This is a genomic window from Photobacterium sp. R1, from assembly GCF_054600795.1.
The window spans coordinates 1-309 of sequence record NZ_BAAHZP010000349.1; the positions used below are offsets into that span (position 1 = coordinate 1).

At 50.5% G+C, this 309-nt stretch carries 1 protein-coding gene; it reads left to right on the forward strand.

Features of this window, described 5'->3' with window-relative positions:
- Positions 1 to 309 (forward strand): NAD(P)/FAD-dependent oxidoreductase (locus ACYP03_RS25365; RefSeq protein WP_459782583.1); only part of this gene is annotated, 309 nt, incomplete at both ends.

Below are 309 nucleotides of genomic sequence, written 5' to 3' on the forward strand. Positions count from 1 at the left end.
GTGCAGGTTTCAGTGGCCTGTCATCTGCGCTGCACCTGGCGAAAAAAGGCTTTAAAGTTGTGGTCCTCGATAGTGCCAAAGTGTGCTTTGGCGCAACTGGCCGTAACGGCGGCCAAATCGTCAACAGTTACAGCCGCGATGTGGATGTCATCGAGAAACGTTACGACAAAAAGACCTCAGATGCACTGTGCAGCATGATTTTTGAGGGTGGCGATATCATTCGCGGCCTGATTGAAGAATTTAACATCGACTGTGATCACCGCCAGGGCGGTTTGTTCACCGCGGTAAACAAAAAGCAGTTTGAAGGAC